Genomic DNA, 19,363 nt, shown 5'->3' with positions numbered 1-19,363 from the left:
CGAGATGCCTCAGGTAAGATGGTAGCGCAAGTCCCTACGGCTTCAGATTCGGCGGCAGTGGCGGATCTTCCCGCATCAGGGTGATGGTCACCCGCCGATTGGCCGCGAGCGAGGGATCGTCCGGAAACAGCGGCTGGGTGTCCGCCTTGCCCGAGACAGCGAAGATGTGCGACGGCGGCAATCCTTCGCGTTCGAGGATCTGGCGCACGGCATTCGCGCGGTCGGCCGACAGGTCGAAGGCGCCGTAGTCGCTGCGGACCGGCACAAATCCCGCCGCGGTGTGGCCGGCGATGGAGACGCGAAGCGGCGTCGCCTTGAGCGGGATCGCGAGCTTCTCGACCAAGCGGCGGGTGCGGTCGTAAGGCACCTTGGAGCCGTCGGCGAACATCGAGCGGCCATCCTGGTCGACGATCTCGAGGTTGAGGCCCTGCTTGGTCTCTTCAAACATGATGTGCTTGGACATTTCCGTCAGTTCCGGCATGTCCTGCAACGCCTGGCGCAGCGAGGCCGCGGCGAGCGCGAAATTGCGGTCGACCTTGATCTTCGCCCCCGAGGTGCGGTCGCGATCATCCTGGTCGGGCGTCGGCGTGTTGGAAGCTTCCTCGGGCTGGATATGGTCGACGTTCTTCAGCCGCGGCCGCGTCGGCAGACCGTCGGACTCGACGATGCCGGCATAGCGCGCTTCGCTCTGCACGCCGAAGGCGTCGCGCATGGATCCGGCGACGATCTTCAACTTGTTGGCGTCCTGGGTCGAGAACGCGACGAGCATCACGAAGAAGCTCATCATCAGGCCCATCAGGTCGGCGAAGGTCACGAACCAGCCGTGACCGCCGCCGTGCGCATCGCCGCGTTTCTTCTTGGCCATGGTCTAGATCCCGGCGCGCGCGATCAGGCCGGCACCGGCTCGCCGTCGGCGTGACGGTGCTTCTCCGGCAGATAGGCCAGCAGCATTTCACGCACCAAGGTCGGGCTCTTGGAGTCGCGGATCATCAGGATGCCGTCGATGATCAGGGTGCGATTGGTCTCCTCATCCAGCAGCTTGCCGTGAAGTTTGTCGGCGATCGGCAAACAGAACAGGTTCGCGACGAGCGCGCCGTAGAGGGTCGCGAGCAACGCGGTCGCCATGAACGGGCCGAGCTTGGAAGGGTCGGTCATGTTGGCGAACATCTGCACCATGCCGATCAGGGTACCGATCATGCCGAAGGCAGGGGCGCAATCGCCGATGGCACGGTAGATCTTGCTGCCCTCGTCGAGGTGCATCAGGAAGTTGTCACGGTCGCGCTCGAGATTGTCGCGGATGAAGTCGAGGTCGTAACCGTCGGCAACGTAGCGGATGCCCTTGGCGAGGAAGGGTTCGTCGGTCTCGACCTTTTCCAGGCCGACCGGGCCCTGCTTGCGGGCGATCTCGGCGATGCGGGCGAGTTCGTCGACGAGGTCGTGGGCCGACAGGCGGCTCATGGTGAAAGCGAACTTGGCGCCGAGCGGAAGGCCATGCAGGAGCGCGCTGAGAGGAAAGCGGATCATGGTGGCGGAGATCGAGCCGCCGAAAATGATGATCATCGCATGTTCGGAGATGAACATGTGGAGATCGCCGCCCATGAAGATCATCGCAACGATGACGATGGTGCCCGCAATGAGCCCGACGCTCGTCATGATATCCATGGGAGACTCCAATGCGTACACGACAACGGCCGTCCTGGCCGCTGGCGCGGCCCAACCCCGAACCGCATCGGAACCCTAGAGCGCCGCCCTTAAAGCCGCGTAAAGGTTAAGTCTGGACAGCGAGGTACGGCGCGCCGCAGGCGCTGCGATTCCTGGTGGGCGGCGGGAATCTCAACACTTCGCTAACCATAACGGTCGCTAGGACGATAACCCCGTCAGCTCCAGGCTGAGCGCACGCAGGCGCTTGCGCGCGTCGGCATCGTAGGCCTGCGGATTTGCGCGTGCCTCGTTCATACCGTTGAAGAACAATCCGCTTCGATCAGCGACGTCGTCGCCCTCGACGAGGTGGAGGATGGCTGCACCGCCTTGCTCGACCGTCGACATCGGAGTGATCCCGCCGGCGCGCACCATCGTGGTGTTCATGTAGGTCGCGGGATGCAGCGCGTTCACGGTGATGCCGGTGCCCTTTAATTCCTGCGCCAGATCGATCGTGAACATGATCTGAGCGAGCTTGCTCTGCGCATAGGCGCGCGAACCGCTGTAGCCCCTGGTGATCATGACGTCGTCGAACTCGATCGGGTGCTGGCCGAGCGAGGCGACGTTGACGATGCGCGACGGCGCAGCCGCCTTCAGCAATGGCAGCAACAGATGGACGAGCAGGAAACCGGCGAGATAGTTCACGGCAAATCGCAGCTCGTGACCCTCGGCACTGACCTGCCGCTGCGGGCCGTCATTCTGCGAGCCGATGCCGGCATTGCTGACCAGGACGTCGAGGCGCTGGTGGTCACGTTTCACGGCCTCCGCGAGCGCACGCGTGCCCGACATCGATGACAGGTCGGCCTGGTAGAAAGTCGGCGCGATACCGCCGGCCTCCACGATCTCGTCGCTCAAGGTCTTCGCACGCGCCGCGTCGCGGCCATGGATCAGGACCCTCGCACCTTCTTTGGCCAGGCGGCCTGCAACGTAGCGGCCGACGCCGTCGGTCGAGCCGGTGATCAGAACCGTCTTGCCCTTCATCCTCATTGCGCTTCCTCCAACTGCGGCCCTGCGTCACATCCGTGACGCGCCATCATGCGGTACTCTGTAGCTATGCGGCATGCTCCATCGCAGGAGCCCATTTGCCATGTTGACGTTGTTCAGTCTTCTCACTGCGCTGCCGGCGGTACTGGCGCTCCATCTGCTCGAGCCGGAGCTGGTGCTGCCAGCGTTCAGCGCCCTGCTTTTTGTCGAGGCCGCCTTCGCCGTGATCGCGGCGCGGTTGATCCATCTCCCGGACAATGCGGACGACATCACCTTGTGGGACCTTGCGGGCGGCTTCACCCTGATCGGATGCGCCGCCGCGGTGTTCGGCGAGCCGGATCAGGCTGCCCTGTTTCTGACGGAACAAGGCGGCCCACGGTCGGTGCCCCGACCGTAGGCCGCTCCGCCGCGCGTCTAGTGAATCTCCGCCGAGCGCTTCAGCGCCGCCTTCAGCTTCTCCAGCGAAAAGTTGGGACTGCGGGCGATCTCGAGGATCGGGGTCTCGCGGCGGCCGCAGAGCTCGGCTGCCTCGGGCAGCTTTGCCGCGACGTCGATCGGGATCACGATGGCGCCGTGCTGGTCGGCATGGATCAGGTCGTCCGACTTAACGGTCATGCCGGCGACACGCACCTCGCCGCCAAAGCTCTCCGCATGCACCCAGGCATGCGACGGCCCGATCGAGCCTGCCAAGGCCTGGAAGCCCGGGGCCCATTGCGGGATGTCGCGGATCGAGCCGTCGGTGATGACGCCGAGACAGCCCAGCGCCTTGTGCACGTTGCTCTGCACCTCGCCCCAGAACGCGCCATAGCCAACGTCGGGGCCATCGATGTCCTGGATCACCGAGATGCGCGGACCGTGGCCGGTGCCGACATATTCGTAATAGTCGATGCGGCGCTTGGACTGCTCCTCAGCAGGAAGCGAGGATTTCAGCACCGAGCGGATCATGACCGTGCGGGCATAACCGACGATCGGCGGCAGATCGGGGAACGGACAAACAAGCTGCTTGGTGGTGTAGCCGATCAGCCGGCGCTCGGGCGCCACGATCTCCATGGCATTGCAGATCGTCGGCGTATCATAGCGGCCCAGCGCTTCGAGGACGGAAGCGGGCAGCGGCCCGGTCGCGGAATTGGTCACGGCGTTCTCTCCCAAATTGGCGGCCGCTGTTGGCGCGGTGCCGCCGTCACAGGGCGATATAGCCGAGATCAGGCATCAACCCAACTCAGCGGGACTCATGGCAGATATCCGCGTGTGGCCGCTTAGTGCAGCCGTCCGGGCCGGTCGTCGTCGTCGTGCGGCGGCTCGGACAAATTCGCCAGCGTCGGCGCCGAAGGCGGTGACGCGACCTCACCTCCCGCCGGCGCGGTGGTTTCCATCGCCCGCGCGTGATCGCGGTAGGATTTGTAGCCGAGCGGCAGGCAGAGCAGATAGAGCACCGTGCCGATCGACAGCACGTGCCAGGGATAGGCGATCAACAGCGCGATGAAGACGATGACGGCGACGAACGCCGGCAGCACCAGCTCGGGCGGCACGCGCATGCGCTTGGTCTTGCCGGAGAACACTGGCAGGCGCGACACCATCAGGAAGGCGATCAAGAGCGTGTAGCCTGCCGTTACCGCCGCGGGCCAGCGTCCGAGATCGAGGAACGCGACATAGATCGGCAGCAGCACGGTGATGGCGCCGGCCGGCGCCGGCACGCCGGTGAAGAAATTGGCCGCAAACGCCGGCTTGTTCGGATCATCCATCGTGGCGTTGAAGCGGGCAAGGCGCAGACCGCCCGAGATCGCGAACACCATCGCGGCGATCCAGCCGGCATTGCCGAGCTCGTGCAATTGCCAGAAATACAGCATCAGGCCGGGCGCAACGCCAAAATTGACGAAATCGGCGAGGCTATCGAGCTCGGCGCCGAACTTGGACTGGCCTTTGATCATGCGCGCGATGCGGCCGTCGATGCCGTCGAGCGCGGCCGCGAACACGATGGCATAGACCGCGAGCGACATCCGCCCCTCGATCGACAGCCGGATCGAGGTCAGGCCGGCGCAGATCGCCAGCAGCGTGATGACGTTGGGCACCAGCATCCGCACCGGAATCGGACGGAACCGCCGCCGGCGCGCGTCAGGATCTTTGAAATCGTAGGGCGTCATGGCTCGTCCTCACCTCAAGGCGAGATATAGCAAGCCGCGCTCCCCTCCGCCATTGCGGCGGAACGGCTTCCTGGAACGACTTATTGGTTAATTGGTGCGATAGGTGCGGCTGGCGTCGTCCCCGGCAAGATCGGCCAAAATCGTCTCGCCAGCGATCGCGGTCTGCCCTTCCCATACCAGCGCTTTGGTACCGACCGGCAGATAGACGTCGAGCCGCGAGCCGAAGCGGATAAGACCGAAGCGCTCACCGGCGCCAATCGCCTGCCCTTCCTTGACGAAGCAGACGATGCGCTTGGCCACGAGGCCGGCAATCTGGATCACGCCGATCCGCGCCGTGGGCGTCGTGATCACCAGCGAGTTTCGCTCATTGTCCTCGCTCGCCTTGTCGAGCTCGGCATTGATGAACAGGCCGGGCCGGTAGGCGATGCGGTCCACCCTGCCCGCGATCGGGCTGCGGTTCACGTGGCAGTTGAACACGCTCATGAACACCGAGATGCGCGGCAACGGCCGGTCGCCGAGCCCGAGCTCGGCCGGAGGGAGCGCCATGGTGATCATCGAGACGCGGCCGTCAGCCGGCGACACCACGAGCCCCTCGCGCACCGGCGTGACCCTGACGGGATCGCGGAAGAACAGCGCGCACCACACAGTCAGGATCGTGCCGATCCACCCCAGAGGGGACCACAGCCAGAATAGGATCAGGCTTGCCAGCGCGAAACCGCCGATGAAGGGATAGCCCTCCTTGTGGATCGGCGGGATCTGACGCTGGATCGAATCGAGAATGGACATCGCTCTCTGCCGCTGAAGGGTTGACGGCGCACGGGGCCGTCCCGCGCGGTGGAGTTGTTTAGGCCAGAGTTGGCACCCGAGACAAGGTCACTCCGCCGCCGCAGGCGCCGTCAGGGAATCATTGACCGGCGGCGGCTCCCGGTTGGGTGCCTCGCTACTGTCGGCCATCTTGGCCAGTTTCTCCCGCGCTGCCTCGGCCTCGCGCTGCCTGTTCCACATGCTGGCATAGAGGCCGCCCTGCGCGAGCAGCTTTGCGTGGGTGCCGCGCTCGGCGATACGGCCCTGATCCAGCACGATGATCTCGTCGGCGCCGACGATGGTCGAGAGCCGGTGCGCGATCACCAGCGAAGTGCGGTTCTTGGCCACGCGGTCAAGCGCGCCCTGGATCTCGTGCTCGGTGTGGGTGTCGAGCGCCGAGGTGGCCTCGTCGAGCACCAGGATCGGCGGCGCCTTCAAGACGGTGCGCGCGATCGCGACGCGCTGTTTCTCGCCGCCGGAGAGCTTCAAGCCACGCTCGCCGACCTGGGTCTCGTAGCCCATCGGCGCCAAGCGGATGAAATGGTCGATCTGTGCCAGCCGCGCCGCCTCCTCGACCTCGACATCGCTGGCGTCCCATCGGCCGTAGCGGATGTTGTAGCGGATGGTGTCGTTGAACAGCACGGTGTCCTGCGGCACCATGCCGATGGACGCGCGCAGCGAGGCCTGCGTGACGTCGCGAAGATCCTGGCCGTCGATCAAGATCTTTCCGCCGGAGACGTCATAGAGACGGAATAGCAGCCGCGAGATCGTCGATTTGCCCGCACCCGAGGGGCCGACGATCGCGACCGTCTTGCCGGCCGGCACCTCGAAGCTGATGCCCTTCAGGATCGGCCGCGTCGGCTCATAGGCAAAGCGCACGTCCTCGAAGCGCACGGTGCCGGCGGAGACGACCAGCGGCTGCGCATCGGGCGCGTCCTTGATCTCGGCCTCGCGGCCCAGCACACCAAACATCTTCTCGATGTCGATGATCGCCTGCTTGATCTCACGATAGACCATGCCCATGAAGTTCAGGGGCTGGTAGAGCTGGATCATCATGGCGTTGACCAGCACGAAATCGCCCACCGTGTTGGTGCCGTTGCGCACGCCGATCGCACACATCAGCATGGTCGCGGTCAGGCCGAGCGTGAAGATCACGGCCTGGCCGGTATTGAGCACCGCGAGCGAAGTATACGTGCGGACGCTCGCCTCCTCGTAACGCGCCACCGATCTGTCATAGCGCTGGGCCTCGCGCGCCTCCGCGCTGAAATATTTGACGGTCTCGTAGTTGAGCAGCGAGTCGATTGCCTTGGTGTTCGCCTCGGTGTCGGAATCATTCATCTTGCGGCGAATGCCGATCCGCCACTCGGTCGCGATGTAGGTGTAATACATGTAGAGCGTGACCGTGATCAGAGTGGCGACCACGTAGCGCCAATCGAACTGCCAGAGCAGCACGGCCATCAGCAGCGAGACCTCGACGATGGTCGGGATCAGCTGCAGGATCACCATGCGCACGATGACCTCGATGCCCTCGCGGCCGCGCTCGAGCACCCGCGTCAGACCGCCGGTCTTGCGCTCGAGGTGGAAGCGCAGCGACAACTCGTGCATGTGAATGAAGGTGATGGTCGCAAGCTTGCGCACTGCATGCATGGCGACGCGGGCGAAGATGCCGTCGCGCCATTGCGTCAGCACGGCCATCAGGATGCGCATCGCGCCGTAGCTCGCGGTCAGCAGCAGCGGCGGGGCGATAACCCAGAGCTGCCAATTGTCCGCCTGCACCGGCGCCGTGTTGGCGCCGGTCAGCGCGTCCGTCGCCCATTTGAAGCTGAACGGCACCGCGAGCGTGATCAGCTTTGCGGCGAGCAGCAGCACCAGCGACCAGACCACCCGCATCTTCAGGTCGAAGCGGTCGCCCGGCCAGATATAGGGCCACAGATGCGCCAGCGTGCCCATCAGCGTGGCCCGCTCCAGCCCTTGCCCCGCGGGAGGATCAGGAACGTCGGCGCCGTCGAACGATTGAGGTTGGTCCATCAAAAAGCCTGAAAGCCCGCCGGATGCGGGCGGCGTTACGATTTGCGATTTTCGCCCGTCATATAGAGCCTTCCCGATGCCAGCGCACCCCGCCAGATGGCGAATCTTCGATTGTTTGTCGCTATTTGCCGGTAGATTTCCGGGAGTACCGAATCACGGATTTGGCTTGACGCCTCTTCGCTGCAATGCATCATGGCACCAATGAGCACAATCAAAACCGTCTGTGTCTATTGCGGCTCCGGCCCCGGAACCAATCCCAACTTTACCGAAGGTGCCAAGGCATTCGGCAAGGCGCTCGCCGAGAACAACATCCGCCTGGTCTATGGCGGCGGCTCGCTTGGCCTGATGGGCGCGGTCGCGACCTCCGTGCTGGATCACGGCGGCACCGTCACCGGCATCATCCCCGACTTCCTGCGGCTGCGCGAGAACGCGCTGACGCGGGTGCAGGAGATGATCGTCACCCCCGACATGCACGAGCGCAAGCGGCTGATGTTCGAACGCTCCGATGCCTTCGTGGCGCTGCCGGGCGGCGTCGGCACGCTGGAGGAGCTGGTCGAGCAGATGACCTGGAAGCAGCTCGGCCGTCACGCCAAGCCGGTGCTGCTCGCCAACATCGACAATTTCTGGGAGCCGCTGTTCTCGCTCTTGTCGCATATGCGCCAGACCGAGTTCATCCGCGCCGGCCTGTCGATCGACATCCTCAAGGCCGATCGCGTCGAGGATATTTTACCGAAGCTGAAGGCAGCCGCCGCCCAGGTCGCCGAGGCGGAAAAGCAGATGGCTCCGGAAGTGGCACGCCGGCTGTAAGGATTACGCGCTCGGAAACGTCACCGCCTCGATGCGATTGCCGTCGGGATCGCTGACGAACGCCGCATAATAGCGCACGCGATCGTGGGGGCGGAGGCCGGGCGCGCCATCGGAGGCACCGCCGGCGGACAGCGCGGCGGCGTGAAACGCATCGACCTCATCAGTCGTCTTCGCCCGCAGGCAGATGTGCACGCCGCTCTCCGGCGGGACGTGCGGCATGCCCTCGCGCAAGTTGATCCAGAACTCTGGATAGGCCTTGCCGAAGCCGACCGTCCGCGGTCGCGTCACGAGGCGCGTGAGGCCGAGCGCGGAGAGCGCGGCCTCGTAGAATTTTGCGGCGCGATCGAGATCGCTGACGCCGACGGAGATGTGATCGATCATTGGTCGCGCTCCCCCTCTCCGCTGTCGTTCCGGGGCACGCGAAGCGTGAACCCGGAATCTCGAGATTCCGGGTTCGGCCCTGCGGACCGCCCCGGAATGACTCCCTGATAGCTACGCCGGCGCCCCCGACTTCACCAGCTTGTAGATCACCGAATCCATCAGCGCCTGGAACGAAGCGTCGATGATGTTCGGAGACACCCCGACCGTGGTCCAACTGTCGCCGTTCTCGTCCTCGCTCTCGATCAGGACGCGCGTGACCGCACCGGTGCCGCCGTTCAGGATACGCACGCGATAGTCGATTAGTTTCAAGCCCTCGATGTAGGTCTGGTACTTGCCGAGATCCTTTCGCAAGGCGACGTCGAGCGCGTTGACGGGACCGTTACCCTCGGCGGCTGAAATCAGGCGCTCGCCGGCGACGTCGACCTTGACCACGGCCAAAGCGACGGTGACGCGCTCGCCATGCGAATTGTAGCGCTGCTCGACATTGACGTCGAACTGCTCGACCTCGAAATAGTGCGGCACCTTCCCGAGCGTCCGGCGCGCCAGGAGCTCGAACGAGGCGTTTGCGGATTCGTAGGCGTAGCCCGCCGCCTCGCGCGCCTTCAATTCCTCGACGAGGCGCGTCAGCTTCGGATCGCTCTTCTCGTAAGGAATGCCGGCGCGATCGAGCTCGGCAATGACGTTGGAGCGTCCGGCCTGGTCGGAGACCAGCACCTTGCGGTGGTTGCCGACCAGTTCCGGCAGGACGTGCTCGTAGGTCTGTGGATCCTTCAGCACGGCGGAGGCATGAATGCCCGTCTTGGTGACAAAGGCGCTCTCGCCGACATAGGCCGCATGCCGGTTCGGCACGCGATTGAGCATGTCGTCGAGCGTGCGCGAGACCTTGACCAGCGTTGCCAGCTTCTCGGCCGTGACGCCGATCTCGAAGGCGTCGGCAAAGCCCTTCTTTAACCTCAGCGTCGGGATCAGCGAGCAGAGATTGGCGTTGCCGCAGCGCTCGCCAAGGCCGTTCAGCGTGCCCTGGATCTGCCGTGCGCCGGCACGCACCGCAGCGAGCGAGTTGGCCACCGCCTGCTCGGTGTCGTTATGGGCATGGATGCCGACGTGATCGCCGGGGATGTGCTTCGTCACTTCGGTGACGATGTCCTCGACCTCGTCAGGCATGGTTCCGCCATTGGTGTCGCACAGCACCACCCAGCGCGCGCCGGCCTCATAGGCGGCCTTGGCGCAGGCGAGCGCGAACGCCGCGTCTTCCTTGTAGCCGTCGAAGAAGTGCTCGCAGTCGAGCATTACCTCGCGGCCGGCGGCATTCGCAGCCGCGACGCTGTCGCGAATCGAGGCGAGGTTTTCCTCCTTCGTCGTCTCCAGCGCAACGCGCACCTGATAGGCCGATGACTTCGCCACGAAGCAGATCGCGTCGGCCTTTGCTTCCAGCAACCCGGCGACACCAGGGTCGTTGGAGACCGAGCGCCCGGCCCGCCGCGTCATGCCGAAGGCGATAAAGCGCGCATGATTAAGCTTGGGCTTGGTCGCAAAAAATTCGCTATCGAGCGGATTGGCGCCGGGATAGCCGCCCTCGATATAGTCGATGCCGAGATCATCGAGCATCGCCGCGATGACTTGCTTGTCGGCCAGCGTGAAATCGACGCCGTTGGTCTGCGCGCCGTCGCGCAGCGTGGTGTCGAACAGATAGAGACGCTCCTTGCTCATTGCGGCGCTCCAAGCGTCTTCTTCATGGTCGTGTTGGCGAGCCACTCATCATTGACGGTGACGCTGTTGCGCTGCTGGGCGGTGTAGCCGCGCTTGGCGAAGAAGCCCTGTGCGGTGTCGCTGGCGTCGACCGAGAGGCTCGTCGCACCGCGGCCGCCGGCAAGCTTCTCCAGCGCATCGACCAGCATGGTCGCAACGCCCTGCCCGCTCACTCCGGGATGCACATAGAGCATGCGGATATGATCGTTGCCGCGCAGCGAGGCGAAACCGATGGGCGAGCCTTCCAGCGTCGCGACCAGGGTCAGGTCGGCGGCGAGCCGCTTGCCGAACTCTTCGCTTTCCGCCGTCTCCATCCAGGCCTGCTGCTGCGCCTCGCTATAATCGTCGCCGGTCAGCTCCTCGATGCTGGCGGTGAAGATCGCGGCGAGCACCGGCACGTCGGCCGGCAGGAACGGCCTGAGTGCGGGCTTTGGCAAAGTCTGTCCCATGGTCTTCACCACATCCCATAGAGTTTCAGCACGATCGCCACGGCCGCGCCGAGCAGTGCGATCTTCAGCGCGATGTAGTAGAGCCAGTGCCGCGGAAAAGGCGTGTCGGGCCGCTTCATCGCGCAATCTCCCAGGTCGTGCCTTCCTTGGAGTCCTTGATCGCAACGCCCATCGCGGCGAGCAGATCGCGGATGCGATCGGACTCCCCAAAGTCCTTACGACGACGGGCGGCCGTCCGTTCCGCGATCAGGCGTTCGACTTCCTTCGCATCGATGCCGCTCGCCTGCTGCTTGCGGCTTTCCCATTGCGCAGCGCTCTCGGAGAGAAAACCGAGCAGCCGCAACGATCCCGCCAAGCCGTTCACGTCGCTGCCGCGCAAGCCGTGCAGCGCCGCGATCGCAAGGGACGTGTTGAGGTCGTCCAGCAGCGGCTCGACCACGGATGCTGCCGGCCTGCCGGATTCGACGTCGGCCGCAACGCGATACCAGTCGTCGAGCGTCTTGGCGCTCTCCTCCAGCGATTTCATGGTCCAGTCGATCGGCGAGCGGTAATGCGTCTTCAGCATGTTCAGACGCAGCACCTCACCCGGCCAATCCGCAAGCAGCTCATGGATGGTGATGAAGTTGCCGAGGCTCTTCGACATCTTCTCACTCTCGACCTGCAGGAAGCCGTTGTGCATCCAGTAGTTCGCCATGCGCTGCTGGTGGAAGGCGCAGCAGGTCTGCGCGATCTCGTTCTCGTGATGCGGAAACACGAGATCGATACCGCCGCCATGGATGTCGAAATGCTCGCCGAGATGCTTCCAGGCCATTGCCGAGCACTCGATGTGCCAGCCCGGGCGTCCCTGCGCGGCGATGCCCGCCGGCGATGGCCATGACGGCTCGCCCGGCTTTGATGGCTTCCACAGCACGAAGTCGGTGTTGCCCTTCTTGTAGGGCGCGACATCGACGCGGGCGCCGGCGACCATCTCGTCCAGCGAGCGATTGGATAGCGCGCCGTAGCGCGGCAGGCCGGCATTGGCCGCGTTCATTGCCTGCGGCGAGAACAGCACATGATCCTCAGCGACATAGGCAAAGCCGCCGGCGACGAGTTTTTCGATGATCTCGCGCATCTCGCCGACATGCTCGGTCGCGCGCGGCTCGACGCTCGGTCGAAGCGCGCCCAGCGCATCGACGTCGGCATGAAACTGCCGGCCCGTCTCCTCCGTGACCTTGCGGATCGCCTCGTTCAGCGGCAGGCCGGGAAAATCCCGCGCGGCGCGGTCGTTGATCTTGTCGTCGACGTCCGTGATGTTGCGGACATATTTGACATGCGCCTCGCCATAGAGATGGCGCAGCAGCCGAAACAGCACGTCGAACACGATCACCGGCCGCGCATTGCCAATATGGGCGAAGTCATAGACGGTCGGTCCGCAGACATACATGCGCACGATGTTGGCATCGAGCGGTACAAAGGTCCGCTTTTCCCGGCTCAGCGTATCGTAGAGGCGCAATTCCATATGGATACCCGTCGGCTGTTGGCCGGGCGTCCAAGGCTCTCAATGTTTTTGAGAAAAGACGGCTCCAGCCAGCGAATCGCTAGCTCGTAATCTCGCGGCAAATGGCGCAAATGGCGAGGAGACCGTTCATGCGGCCACATATGGGCTATGAGGCGGCTCCGCGTCAAGAGAGCCGCGAAAGCGCCGCTTTATCTCCGCAAAGCACGCGGCTCGCCCTGCTGGTTCGTGATCCTTAACCACTTGAGCCCATTCTGGAACTGGCGGTTCCATTTTTTCACGGGTATTTTCATGCGATCCTTGCTCGTCCTGATTTTGTGCGCCTCCACCCTTGCGGCAGCCAGCGCTTACGCCGAGACGCGCGTCTTCATCATTGCCAACCAGGCGGACGGCTATGGAGTTGACCAGTGCCTGGCCAAGGGCGAGAGATGCGGCGCCTCCGTCGCGCGCACCTATTGCCATTGACGGGATTTTGCCCAGGCCTCGGCCTATCGCCGGGTCGATCCCGACGAAATTACCGGCTCCGTCCCCAAATCCGGCGCAAACTGCTCCCATGGCCGTTGCGACGAATATGTCGCAATCACCTGCCAGCGCTGAATTCCCTCGGAACTGGCGGACCTTAGGCCCAATCTTTGGCCCCTGAAACGACGTGACGATGCCGCAGGAAGCGGCTATGGGAGGGCGCGCTTCGGCCCTCAAGTCACTTCGGCTTCCCAAGTCACATTGGGCCGTGACCTCGCTAGAATGGCGGATATGCCTGAATTGTTGTCCCTGCCCCGTGCCCGCTTCCTCCATGTCTGCACCGTGCTCTTGAGCACGGTCGTGCTCGCCACCGGCGCTTTCGCGCAGGTCGGCCCTCCGGGACCGCCGCCTCAGCCCGCCCAGAACGGGCTCGGCCCTAATCCGATGTGCGTGCGGCTGGAAGGCCAGCTCGCCGCACTCGACCGCGGCGGCGGTGGTGACCCCGCGCGCGAAGAGCAGATCCGCCGCTACCAGGATTCCCAGACCCGTCAGCAGGCCGAGCTCGATCGCGTCACCATGCAGGCCAAGCGCATGGGCTGCGATTCCTCCGGCTTCTTCTCGCTGTTCAGCGGCCAATCCGCGCAATGCGGCCCGGTCAACACCCAGATCCAGCAGATGCGCGCCAATCTGGATCAGATCACTGGCAATCTCGAGCGCCTGCGCGGCGGTGGCCCCGGCGGCTTCAGCCCCGAGCGCGACAATCAGCGCCGTTCGGTGCTGGCGGCGCTGGCGCAGAACAATTGCGGCCCGCAATATGCCAACGCGGCGCAGTCGCAAGGCGGCGGCAACTTCCTCAGCAATCTGTTTGGCGGCAATAACGCGGGCAATCCGCAAGCCGTTCCGCCCGCCGATCTCGGCCCGCAATCCGCCACCTTTCGCACCGTGTGCGTGCGCACCTGCGACGGCGCCTATTTTCCGATCTCGTTTGCGACCGTGCCGGCGCGCTTCCCCGACGACGAGAAAACCTGCAAGGCGCTGTGCCCGGCCGCGGAGGCCGTGCTCTACACCCATCGCAATCCCGGCGAAGACATGAACTCGGCGGTCTCGATCGGCGGCCAGCCCTACACGGCGCTGCCGACAGCGTTCAAGTTCCGCAGCGAGTTCAACCCATCCTGCTCCTGCAAGGCCGCAGGCCAGACCTGGGCGGACGCGTTGAAATCGGCGGACGACAAGGCCGCAGTCGAGCAGCAGGGCGACATCATCGTCACCGAAGAGAGCGCCAGGAAGATGCAGCAGCAGCGGCTCAACAAGGGCACGCCTGCGAATGCCAAGAAGGGCGCAGCTTCGGCGCCGACGACGGCCAATACGCCGGCCACGACGTCGCCGGCGGATACCGGCACCACCGCTAACTCCGAGAATAAGCCGATCCGTTCAGTCGGCCCGACCTTCCTGCCGCAGCAGCAGAAGTAGGCCGTTACTTTCTGTCATGCTCCGCGCAGGCGGCCGCCGGCGCGGCCGTTTCGGCCGTTACGGCTCTCCCTCGCGGCTCCAGGGGAAGAGATTGGCCGGAAAGTCTGCTGCGTAGCGCCTTCCCTTCCGGGGCGGGGGCGGTGCGTCCGGTGGGTTCGGATTCGGCTCGACCACCCGCCGGTAGAGGTGCCAGGTGGCATGACCGAGCACCGGCAGAACGACAGCAAGGCCGACGAAGAGCGGCAGCGAGCCGATCACGAGCAGCGCTGCCACAATGAGGCCCCATCCGGCCATCGCAATCGGATTCGCCGCCACCACTCGGAGCGACGTGCGGATCGCGTCGATCGCAGTCGCATGCCGGTCGAGCATCAACGGGAATGACACGACGCTGACGCACAGCGCGACAACCGCAAACAGGAAGCCGACGCCGCAACCGACGATGATGAGCGACCAGCCTTCCGGTGTCGTCAGCACGCGCGTTGCGAAGTCGGGAATGCTTGCGGCCGCCGCGTGACCGAAGATCGCGACATAGATTGCGTTCGCGGCACCGATCCAGGCCCCGAACAGGACCAGCAGGAGCACGCCGAGTTCTACCATGGCGCCGAACGAGGGTGCGCGCAGCACCTTGAACGCATCCCATGCATCGACCTCCTCGCCGCGCTCGCGACGACGGCTGAGCTCGTAGAGACCGATGGCGGCAAAAGGCCCGACCAAGGCAAAGCCGGCGGCCAGCGGAAACAGTAGCGGCAGCACCGAATAGCCGAGCACCATCCTGAACAGGACGAGACCGAGAACGGGATAAATCACGCACACGATGATCGCGTGACTCGGCATTGCCTGGAAATCCCCCCAACCCAGGCGCAGGGCCTCGGACAGGTCGGACAAGCTGATCTTGCGAATGGGATAGGAGGCCGCTTCGCCGAATACGTGCCGCCTGATGTCGTGGGAGTACAGAGTGGCCATGAACGGACCCTCCCGTGCTGAAAATCGCGGATTCGATGACACGCGCTTTCCAGCCACGCGTGTCCGCCGGATAAGCAGGAAACGCGATGGGTCGGGTACGGCAACCCAGGTTCAGCGAACGAGCCTGGCCGGACGGAACCCGCCGCGACCTGCCTCACAAGCTTAGCGCGCGCGGGGCACGGCTGCACTCACGGTTGGGTGAATTGTGCGGCTGATTGTGCGTTGCATCACCCCGGACGCTGAGCGCACCTGATGCCCTGATGCTTGGTCGTGCCCGACGACGGCAACGCCCACGCCGCGTCGACACGAAAATATGCTCTATTGACGCCGGCTTAGGCTGGGATCATTTTAGACACAGACGCCCTAAGCTCCGATGAGATTGATGGTCGCGAGCGTTCCTTTGATTTCGCGACCAGTGGAATGGGCGAAGCAAGAGGCCGGAGATGGCATGAACGCCAACGAGAAAGGCCAGCCATCGCAACCGACATGAGCTCCGCCCTGGATTCGTATCCGTAGCCTTCAATGGCAAGGATGGATCAGGATGGCTGTCGCACTGATATTGCTGCTGGTCGCGATTGGCTCCGTGCTGTTTCACCTCTACAGCCCGTGGTGGTGGACGCCGATCGCCACTAACTGGGCCTATATCGACCACACCATCAACATCACGTTCTGGATCACGGGCTTTGTATTCGTCGCGGTCATCGCCTTCATGGCCTACTGCGTCTTCCGCTTTCACCACAAAGAGGGAAGACGGGCCGATTACAATCCGGAAAACAAAAGGCTCGAATGGTGGCTGAGCGTCGGAACCGGCGTCGGCGTCGCGGCCATGCTGGCGCCTGGCCTCGTGGTCTGGCACCAGTTCGTGACGGTGCCTGCGGATGCCACCGAGGTCGAGGTCATGGGGCAGCAATGGCAATGGAGCTTCCGCCTTCCGGGCAAGGATGGGCAATTGGGCACATCCGACGTCCGCAACATCGCCTCCGACAATCCGATGGGGCTCAATCATGACGACCAACACGCGCAGGACGACGTCGTGATCGAGAACGGCGACCTGCACCTTCAAGTGGGAAAGCCGGTCAAGGTTCTGCTCCGCTCGGTTGATGTCCTGCACGATTTCTACGTGCCCGAATTCCGGGCCAAGATGGACATGGTTCCAGGCATGGTGACCTATTTCTGGATAACGCCAATCCGAACCGGAACGTTCGATGTTCTCTGTGCGGAGCTTTGTGGCGCTGCTCACTATCAGATGCGGGCCAAGGTCATCGTCGACGAAGAGCGTGAATATCACGCTTGGCTGGAGCAACAAAAAACGTTTGCAGAATTGTCGCCGGCGAAGGCCGTCGTGAAGGCGACGTTCCAATCCGGAGGCAACTAGCAAGCTGCCGCCGCAAAGATAGATCGGGTGCATGAGGCCAACGCCTCCCCCGATGGAAACGACCGAGGAGGTTTCTGTGGTCGATATTCCATATGAAGGGATCCCCGGCATCCCGCCTGCCGAAGTACCTGATGTCGAGCTCTATCATCCGAGGAGCTGGTGGACACGATATGTCTTCTCGCAGGACGCCAAGGTGATCGCTATTCAGTATTCGCTGACGGCCACGGCGATCGGGCTGGTGGCCCTGGTGCTATCGTGGCTGATGCGGCTGCAATTGGGATTCCCCGGCACCTTCTCTTTCATCGATGCCAACCAATACCTTCAGTTCATCACCATGCACGGCATGATCATGGTGATCTATCTGCTCACCGCGCTGTTCTTGGGCGGCTTCGGCAACTACCTGATCCCGCTAATGGTCGGCGCGCGGGACATGGTCTTCCCTTATGTGAACATGCTGAGCTACTGGGTCTACCTGCTCGCAGTCCTGGTGCTGGCCTCGACATTCTTCGTGCCCGGCGGCCCCACCGGCGCCGGCTGGACGTTATACCCGCCGCAAGCAATCCTCTCCGGAACGCCCGGGCAGGATTGGGGCATCATTCTCATGATGTCGTCCCTGATCCTGTTCATCATCGGCTTCACCATGGGCGGACTGAATTATGTGGTAACGGTACTCCAGGCCCGCACCCGCGGCATGACGTTGATGCGCTTGCCCCTGACGGTGTGGGGCATTTTCACGGCGACCGTCATGGCGTTGCTGGCATTCCCTGCCCTGTTCGTTGCCTCGGTCATGCTGCTGCTCGACCGCCTGCTCGGAACCAGCTTCTTCATGCCTTCGCTCGTCGAGATGGGCACGCTGTCGAAATATGGTGGCGGCAGCCCGCTGCTCTTCCAGCACCTGTTCTGGTTCTTCGGCCATCCCGAAGTCTACATCGTCGCCCTGCCCGCCTTCGGCATCGTCTCCGATCTGATCAGCACGCATGCGCGCAAGAACATCTTTGGTTACCGTATGATGGTCTGGGCGATCGTGGCCATCGGCGCGCTCAGCTTCATCGTATGGGCGCACCACATGTATGTGAGCGGCATGTTCCCGCAATTCGGGTACTTCTTCGCCACCACAACGCTCATCATCGCAATCCCCACCGCGATCAAGGTCTACAACTGGGTGCTGACCCTGTGGCGCGGCGACATCCATCTCACGGTGCCGATGCTGTTCGCCCTCGGCTTCATCATCACCTTCGTGAACGGCGGGCTCACCGGCCTCTTCCTCGGCAACGTCGTCGTGGACGTGCCCCTCTCGGACACCATGTTCGTGGTCGCGCATTTCCACATGGTGATGGGCGTGGCGCCGATCATGGTCGTGCTCGGCGCGATCTATCATTGGTACCCCAAGGTCACGGGACGGATGCTGAACGAGGCCTTGGGCAAGTTTCACTTCTGGGTCACCTTCCTCGGCGCGTACCTGATCTTTTTCCCCATGCACTATCTTGGACTGCTCGGGGTTCCGCGGCGGTATTTCGAACTCGGCGATGCGACATTCATCCCATCCTCGGCCCATTCACTCAACGCCTTCATCTCCGTGGTGGCCTTGACCGTCGGCTTCAGCCAGATGGTGTTCCTGTTTAATCTTGCCTGGAGCTTGTTCAAAGGTGAGGCCTCAGGCGGCAATCCGTGGCGGGCGACGACGCTAGAGTGGCAGACGCCGGAGACCCCTCCAGGGCACGGCAACTGGGGCAAGGAGCTCCCGGTCGTGTACCGCTGGGCCTATGACTACAGCGTGCCCGGCGCCGCAGAGGACTTCATTCCGCAGAACCAGCCGCCGCGCGCGACGCAGCTCATTCAGGGAGCTGCTTCGTGAGCGCCGTCATCCTCTTCCTGGCTGTGCTTGCGGTGATCGCCGGTTGGTGGCTATCGCAGCAGCGGCTGACGGCCAAGCCATGGCTGGAGGAAGGCCCGGTCGGTAACTTCCCGGGCGGCGATACCATGACCTGGCCGGCAGCGAAGGTCGGACTTGGCGTGTTTCTCGCCGTCGCGAGCGCATTATTCGTCCTCTTCATCAGCGCCTACTCGATGCGCATGAGCGTGGTGGACTGGCGGCCGCTGCCGATACCGCGACTGCTGTGGGTCAACACAGGAGTCCTGGTCCTGAGCAGCGTCGCGCTGCAATGGTCGTACGTGGCCGCGCGCCGACACGATGCTGAAGGCGCCATGATCGGTCTGCTCGCCGGCGGAGCGTCTGCCGTGATCTTCCTCGCCGGGCAGCTCCTGGCCTGGCAACGGCTGGGGGCTGCCGGATATCTCGTGGCGTCCAATCCGGCGAATTCTTTCTTCTACCTGTTGACCGCAGTGCACGGGCTCCATCTGACAGGCGGTCTGGTGGCCTTGGGCCGAACCTCAGCCAAGATGTGGCGCGGCACCGAGATCGCCAACATGCGCTTGAGCGTGGAGCTGTGCGCCATCTACTGGCACTTCCTGCTGCTGGTCTGGCTTGTCCTGCTCGGTCTTCTCACGGGCTGGACCGACGATTTCGTCAACATCTGCCGCCAATTGCTGAGCTAGA

Annotated in this window: 17 protein-coding genes and 2 pseudogenes; 7 read left to right on the top strand and 12 right to left on the bottom strand. The window is 63.7% G+C overall.

Annotated features, from left to right (window positions below):
• Window positions 1–34: 34 nt before the first annotated feature.
• The 3 genes from IVA92_RS25235 to IVA92_RS25225 form a co-directional block, all read right to left on the bottom strand.
• Window positions 35–865 (bottom strand): flagellar motor protein MotB, encoded by an 831-nt coding sequence (locus IVA92_RS25235; protein ID WP_247276827.1) that lies wholly within the window; start codon window positions 863–865, stop codon window positions 35–37.
• Between the two features lie 23 nt (window positions 866–888).
• Window positions 889–1,662 (bottom strand): MotA/TolQ/ExbB proton channel family protein, encoded by a 774-nt coding sequence (locus IVA92_RS25230; RefSeq protein WP_172788099.1) that lies wholly within the window; start codon window positions 1,660–1,662, stop codon window positions 889–891.
• A gap of 198 nt (window positions 1,663–1,860) precedes the next feature.
• Window positions 1,861–2,685 (bottom strand): SDR family NAD(P)-dependent oxidoreductase, encoded by an 825-nt coding sequence (locus IVA92_RS25225; RefSeq protein ID WP_247276826.1) that lies wholly within the window; start codon window positions 2,683–2,685, stop codon window positions 1,861–1,863.
• 100 nt (window positions 2,686–2,785) lie between these two features.
• On the opposite strand from IVA92_RS25225, the gene IVA92_RS25220 reads away from it, so the two are divergent.
• On the top strand, window positions 2,786–3,079 hold the full coding sequence (locus IVA92_RS25220) for a hypothetical protein (protein ID WP_247276825.1): 294 nt from the start codon (window positions 2,786–2,788) through the stop codon (window positions 3,077–3,079).
• Between the two features lie 17 nt (window positions 3,080–3,096).
• On the opposite strand, the gene IVA92_RS25215 is transcribed toward IVA92_RS25220, so the two are convergent.
• From IVA92_RS25215 to IVA92_RS25200, 4 genes and pseudogenes are all read right to left on the bottom strand, one after another.
• Complete coding sequence (locus tag IVA92_RS25215) at window positions 3,097–3,816, bottom strand: RraA family protein (protein ID WP_247276824.1); 720 nt, start codon at window positions 3,814–3,816, stop codon at window positions 3,097–3,099.
• Window positions 3,817–3,938: 122 nt separating this feature from the next.
• On the bottom strand, window positions 3,939–4,823 hold the full coding sequence (locus IVA92_RS25210) for a phosphatidylcholine/phosphatidylserine synthase (RefSeq protein WP_247276823.1): 885 nt from the start codon (window positions 4,821–4,823) through the stop codon (window positions 3,939–3,941).
• An 87-nt stretch (window positions 4,824–4,910) separates the two neighbouring features.
• Window positions 4,911–5,624: pseudogene (locus tag IVA92_RS25205) on the bottom strand (phosphatidylserine decarboxylase); the annotation flags it as partial.
• Window positions 5,625–5,696: 72 nt separating this feature from the next.
• Window positions 5,697–7,655 (bottom strand): ABC transporter ATP-binding protein/permease, encoded by a 1,959-nt coding sequence (locus tag IVA92_RS25200; RefSeq protein WP_247276821.1) that lies wholly within the window; start codon window positions 7,653–7,655, stop codon window positions 5,697–5,699.
• 201 nt (window positions 7,656–7,856) lie between these two features.
• Between IVA92_RS25200 and IVA92_RS25195 the strand changes: the two genes are divergently transcribed.
• The gene (locus IVA92_RS25195) at window positions 7,857–8,462 is read left to right on the top strand and encodes a TIGR00730 family Rossman fold protein (protein ID WP_247276820.1); all 606 of its coding nucleotides are present in this window, start codon (window positions 7,857–7,859) and stop codon (window positions 8,460–8,462) included.
• Between the two features lie 3 nt (window positions 8,463–8,465).
• Here the strand turns inward: IVA92_RS25195 and IVA92_RS25190 are convergent, their stop codons facing one another.
• From IVA92_RS25190 to cysS, 4 genes are all read right to left on the bottom strand, one after another.
• Window positions 8,466–8,843 (bottom strand): VOC family protein, encoded by a 378-nt coding sequence (locus IVA92_RS25190; RefSeq protein WP_247276819.1) that lies wholly within the window; start codon window positions 8,841–8,843, stop codon window positions 8,466–8,468.
• A gap of 111 nt (window positions 8,844–8,954) precedes the next feature.
• Window positions 8,955–10,553 carry a citramalate synthase gene (cimA, locus tag IVA92_RS25185; protein ID WP_247276818.1) on the bottom strand — a complete coding sequence of 533 codons (1,599 nt, stop codon included), beginning with the start codon at window positions 10,551–10,553 and terminating at the stop codon, window positions 8,955–8,957.
• Window positions 10,550–11,041, bottom strand: coding sequence for a GNAT family N-acetyltransferase (locus IVA92_RS25180; protein ID WP_247276817.1), 492 nt, complete (start codon window positions 11,039–11,041; stop codon window positions 10,550–10,552). Before IVA92_RS25180 ends, cimA begins: the two co-directional genes overlap by 4 nt.
• 115 nt (window positions 11,042–11,156) lie before the next feature.
• The gene (gene cysS, locus IVA92_RS25175; RefSeq protein ID WP_247276816.1) at window positions 11,157–12,539 is read right to left on the bottom strand and encodes a cysteine--tRNA ligase; all 1,383 of its coding nucleotides are present in this window, start codon (window positions 12,537–12,539) and stop codon (window positions 11,157–11,159) included.
• A gap of 288 nt (window positions 12,540–12,827) precedes the next feature.
• Between cysS and IVA92_RS25170 the strand changes: the two are divergent.
• A pseudogene (locus IVA92_RS25170) lies at window positions 12,828–13,133 on the top strand (hypothetical protein).
• 147 nt (window positions 13,134–13,280) lie between these two features.
• Window positions 13,281–14,468, top strand: a complete 1,188-nt coding sequence (locus tag IVA92_RS25165; RefSeq protein WP_247276815.1) for a DUF2865 domain-containing protein — start codon at window positions 13,281–13,283, stop codon at window positions 14,466–14,468.
• Window positions 14,469–14,525: 57 nt separating this feature from the next.
• On the opposite strand, the gene IVA92_RS25160 is transcribed toward IVA92_RS25165, so the two are convergent.
• A complete protein-coding gene (locus IVA92_RS25160; protein ID WP_247276814.1) occupies window positions 14,526–15,431 on the bottom strand; it encodes a DUF2189 domain-containing protein in 906 nt (301 codons plus the stop codon).
• Window positions 15,432–15,972: 541 nt separating this feature from the next.
• On the opposite strand from IVA92_RS25160, the gene IVA92_RS25155 reads away from it, so the two are divergent.
• From IVA92_RS25155 to IVA92_RS25145, 3 genes are all read left to right on the top strand, one after another.
• Complete coding sequence (locus IVA92_RS25155; RefSeq protein WP_247276813.1) at window positions 15,973–16,806, top strand: cytochrome c oxidase subunit II; 834 nt, start codon at window positions 15,973–15,975, stop codon at window positions 16,804–16,806.
• A gap of 76 nt (window positions 16,807–16,882) precedes the next feature.
• On the top strand, window positions 16,883–18,661 hold the full coding sequence (locus IVA92_RS25150; RefSeq protein ID WP_247276812.1) for a cbb3-type cytochrome c oxidase subunit I: 1,779 nt from the start codon (window positions 16,883–16,885) through the stop codon (window positions 18,659–18,661).
• The gene (locus IVA92_RS25145; protein ID WP_247276811.1) at window positions 18,658–19,362 is read left to right on the top strand and encodes a cytochrome c oxidase subunit 3; all 705 of its coding nucleotides are present in this window, start codon (window positions 18,658–18,660) and stop codon (window positions 19,360–19,362) included. The genes IVA92_RS25150 and IVA92_RS25145 overlap by 4 nt, the downstream gene beginning before the upstream one ends.
• The last annotated feature ends 1 nt before the right edge of the window (window position 19,363 follow it).

This window comes from Bradyrhizobium sp. 154, assembly GCF_023073875.1.
In the GTDB taxonomy this organism is placed as follows: domain Bacteria; phylum Pseudomonadota; class Alphaproteobacteria; order Rhizobiales; family Xanthobacteraceae; genus Bradyrhizobium.
The sequence above is the reverse complement of the archived record's forward strand: the minus strand, read 5'-3'. Positions and strand labels throughout refer to the sequence as shown.

Excerpts from the sequence above, each read along its gene's own strand:
- IVA92_RS25235 (WP_247276827.1), bottom strand. The coding sequence starts at position 865 with ATGGCCAAGAAGAAACGCGGCGATGCGCACGGCGGCGGTCACGGCTGG.
- IVA92_RS25230 (WP_172788099.1), bottom strand. The coding sequence starts at position 1,662 with ATGGATATCATGACGAGCGTCGGGCTCATTGCGGGCACCATCGTCATC.
- IVA92_RS25225 (WP_247276826.1), bottom strand. The coding sequence starts at position 2,685 with ATGAGGATGAAGGGCAAGACGGTTCTGATCACCGGCTCGACCGACGGC.
- IVA92_RS25220 (WP_247276825.1), top strand. The coding sequence starts at position 2,786 with ATGTTGACGTTGTTCAGTCTTCTCACTGCGCTGCCGGCGGTACTGGCG.
- IVA92_RS25210 (WP_247276823.1), bottom strand. The coding sequence starts at position 4,823 with ATGACGCCCTACGATTTCAAAGATCCTGACGCGCGCCGGCGGCGGTTC.
- IVA92_RS25200 (WP_247276821.1), bottom strand. The coding sequence starts at position 7,655 with ATGGACCAACCTCAATCGTTCGACGGCGCCGACGTTCCTGATCCTCCC.
- IVA92_RS25195 (WP_247276820.1), top strand. The coding sequence starts at position 7,857 with ATGAGCACAATCAAAACCGTCTGTGTCTATTGCGGCTCCGGCCCCGGA.
- IVA92_RS25190 (WP_247276819.1), bottom strand. The coding sequence starts at position 8,843 with ATGATCGATCACATCTCCGTCGGCGTCAGCGATCTCGATCGCGCCGCA.
- cimA (WP_247276818.1), bottom strand. The coding sequence starts at position 10,553 with ATGAGCAAGGAGCGTCTCTATCTGTTCGACACCACGCTGCGCGACGGC.
- IVA92_RS25180 (WP_247276817.1), bottom strand. The coding sequence starts at position 11,041 with ATGGGACAGACTTTGCCAAAGCCCGCACTCAGGCCGTTCCTGCCGGCC.
- cysS (WP_247276816.1), bottom strand. The coding sequence starts at position 12,539 with ATGGAATTGCGCCTCTACGATACGCTGAGCCGGGAAAAGCGGACCTTT.
- IVA92_RS25165 (WP_247276815.1), top strand. The coding sequence starts at position 13,281 with ATGGCGGATATGCCTGAATTGTTGTCCCTGCCCCGTGCCCGCTTCCTC.
- IVA92_RS25160 (WP_247276814.1), bottom strand. The coding sequence starts at position 15,431 with ATGGCCACTCTGTACTCCCACGACATCAGGCGGCACGTATTCGGCGAA.
- IVA92_RS25155 (WP_247276813.1), top strand. The coding sequence starts at position 15,973 with ATGGCTGTCGCACTGATATTGCTGCTGGTCGCGATTGGCTCCGTGCTG.